This window comes from Nonomuraea antri, assembly GCF_013283785.1.
Lineage (GTDB): Bacteria > Actinomycetota > Actinomycetes > Streptosporangiales > Streptosporangiaceae > Nonomuraea > Nonomuraea antri.
In genome coordinates this window covers 1-3112 of record NZ_JABCPZ010000452.1, presented here as the reverse complement: position 1 = coordinate 3112, position 3112 = coordinate 1, and the positions used below count along the sequence as shown (strand labels likewise).

Annotated in this window: 2 protein-coding genes; both read left to right on the top strand. The window is 72.6% G+C overall.

Annotation, left to right across the window (positions count from 1 at the left end; translation table 11 throughout):
- Positions 1-166: 166 nt before the first annotated feature.
- A complete protein-coding gene (gene aroA, locus HII36_RS54240) occupies positions 167-1474 on the top strand; it encodes a 3-phosphoshikimate 1-carboxyvinyltransferase (RefSeq protein ID WP_173531215.1) in 1308 nt (435 codons plus the stop codon).
- A 591-nt stretch (positions 1475-2065) separates the two neighbouring features.
- The coding region (gene rsgA / locus HII36_RS54235) for a ribosome small subunit-dependent GTPase A (RefSeq protein ID WP_173531216.1) at positions 2066-3112 on the top strand (1047 nt) is incomplete at its 3' end.

Below are 3112 nucleotides of genomic sequence, written 5' to 3'. Positions count from 1 at the left end.
CCAGCACCCTCGGCGCGAGCCCCGGCCCGCCCTCCTGCACCTCGGCGCAAGCCGTCATCCACAGGACGACCGGGTCCGCGACCGTCATCCACAGGGCGGCCCCGGGTCCGGGACCGTTATCCACAGGTGGAGAGCCGGGCCGGCGGCCTGGCAGTAGTCTTTGACCATGCCCACTCCGCACTGGCCCGCGCCGACGGCGACCGCCCCCGTCACCGCCACGGTCCACCTGCCCGGCTCCAAGTCGGTGACGAACCGTGCGCTCCTGCTCGCCGCGCTCGCCGACGCCCCCGGTGTCGTACGCCGGGCGTTGCGCAGCCGCGACGCCGACCTGATGGTCTCGGCCCTGCGGTCGCTGGGCGCGACCCTGGAGGCGACCGACGAGACCGTCGACAGCGTCGACTGGCAGGTGACGCCGGCCCCTGTCCGCGGCGGCTCGCGCATCGACGCCGGGCTCGCCGGCACGGTCATGCGATTCGTCCCTCCGATGGCCGCGCTGGCCGACGGCCCGGTGTTCTTCGACGGCGACCCCTACGCCCGCAAGCGTCCCATGGGCCCGATCCTCAGCTCGCTGCGCGCGCTCGGCGCCCAGGTCGACAACGACGCGCTGCCGTTCACCATCACCGGCCCGCTGACGGGCGGCGAGGTGACGCTCGACGCGTCCGGTTCGTCACAGTTCGTCTCGGGCCTGCTGCTCACGGCCGCCCGTTTCGAGAAGGGCGTCACGATCCGCCACGTGGGCCCGCCGGTGCCGTCCCAGCCGCACATCCAGATGACCGTGCAGATGCTCAGGGCGGTCGGCGTCACGGTCGACGACAGCGAGCCCGACATGTGGCGCGTGGCGCCGGGGCCCATCGCCGCCCGCGACATGACGGTCGAGCCCGACCTGTCCAACGCCGCCCCGTTCCTGGCCGCGGCCCTGGTCACCGGCGGCACGGTCACGGTGCCGTCCTGGCCGCGTGAGACCACCCAGCCGGGTGACTCCCTGCGCGACCTGCTCACCGCCATGGGCGCCACCGTCCGCTTCGCCGACTCCGGCTCCGACGGCGGCTCCGGCTCCGGCGACGCGGCCGACCTCGTGGTCACCGGCACCGGCGAGATCACCGGCATCGACACCGACCTGCGCGAGGTGGGTGAGCTCACCCCGACCATCGCGGCGCTGGCGGCACTGGCCGGCACGCCGAGCCGCATCCGGGGCGTGAGCCACCTGCGCGGCCACGAGACCGACCGCCTCGCCGCGCTCGCCACCGAGATCAACCGCTTGGGCGGCGACGCCGAGGAGACGGACGACGGCCTCATCATCCGTCCCCGCCCGCTGCACGGCGGCACCTTCCACAGCTACGACGACCACCGCATGGCCACGGCCGGTGCGGTGATCGGCCTCGCCGTCCCTGGGGTGGAGGTGGAGAACATCGCCACCACCGCCAAGACCCTTCCGGAGTTCGCCCGCATGTGGGCCGCGCTGCTGGAACCCTGATGACCACCCAGCCCCACCGTCCCGCCACCACGACCGGTCGATGGAAGGCGTTGAGCTGCAGGTCCGGCTCCTCCCGGGTTTGGTCGCGCGACTGCTCGGGCAAGTCGGAAGAGGGCACCTCCGGGGAGAACGCCGTCCGCACCTGGCCGGTCACCGGCGACGCCGCCCGTCACCGGTCCGGTTATGTCGGGCGTCGCTTCACCGGTTACGCCGGGCGTCATCGGTCCGGTCATGTCGGGCGTCACCTGGTCGGTTACGCCGGGCGTCACCCGACCAGGCCGCCCGAACCGCTCGGACGGGCATCCGCACCGCCTCATGAGGCGTGGGAGCCGCCTGATCGGGCATGCGGATTGTCCGGTCGGCTGTTCGCTCGGGTACCGTCCAGCAGCGGGCTGCACCGACCCGAGAGCCGCCCGCCGACGCCCGCCCCGGGCCCGGGAGCCGTCCGCCCCAGGACGGTCTCCGTCGGGGCCGGATGACGAGACAGCCGCCGAACGACCGTCCAGACCGCAATGTCGCACCCCTGCCGCGACGCTGACGCGAGCAGGACGCCGACGCCGTGAGAGGAAACGAGCACATGGGAGTGGACCGCTGAGGAAGCGGGAGTACGACGAGGACGACGTAAGGGTCAGACCGGGCAAGGGTTCCCGGCCTCGGACCCGTATTCGTCCTGCGCACGAGGACGCCGTTGAAGGCTTCGTGGTCGCCGTCGACCGCGGCCGCTACACCACGCTGGTCGAGCCCGAACGCCCCAAGGGGTCGGGCCAGAAGCGCAAGCAGCAGCAACAGCGACGGCTGGTCGTCGCGATGAAGGCACGCGAGCTCGGCCGTAAGGGCATCGTGGTCGGCGATCGGGTCGCCCTGGTCGGGGACGTGTCCGGCCGTCCCGACACGTTGGCGCGGGTCGTCCGGGTGGAGCCGCGCACGTCGATGCTGCGTCGTTCGGCGGACGACACGGAGGATACGGACGGCATCGAGCGTCCGGTCGTGGCCAACGCCGACCAGCTCGTCATCGTCACGGCACTCGCCGACCCGCCGCCGCGGCCGCGCATGATCGACCGGATCCTGGTCGCGGCCTTCGACGCCGAGATCGACGCGCTGCTCTGCCTGACCAAGTCCGACCTGGCGCCGCCGGACGACTTGGTCGCGCTGTACGAGCCGCTGGGCGTCCCGCACGTGGTCGTGCACAAGGGCGGCTCGCTCGACGAGCTGCGCGAGCACCTGACCGGACGCATCAGCGTGCTGGTCGGGCATTCGGGGGTGGGCAAGTCCACGCTGGTCAACGCCCTGGTGCCGGACGCCAACCGGGCCGTGTCGCAGGTCAACGCGGTGACCGGGCGCGGCCGCCACACCTCGACCTCGGCCGTCGCCCTGGAACTGCCCGAGGGCGGCTGGATCATCGACACGCCCGGCGTCCGGAGTTTCGGGCTGGCGCATGTCTCGGTCGAAACGGTCCTGGCCGGGTTCCCCGACCTCATCGAGGGCACGGTCAACTGTCCGAAGGGGTGTACCCATCTGGGGGACGGCTGTGCGCTGGACGCCTGGGTCGCTGATGGTCAGGCTGACCCGGCCCGACTCGAATCCCTCCGCCGCCTCCTGTCCATCCGCGAAGGCACCCCCGACGACCCGCCCCAGAAC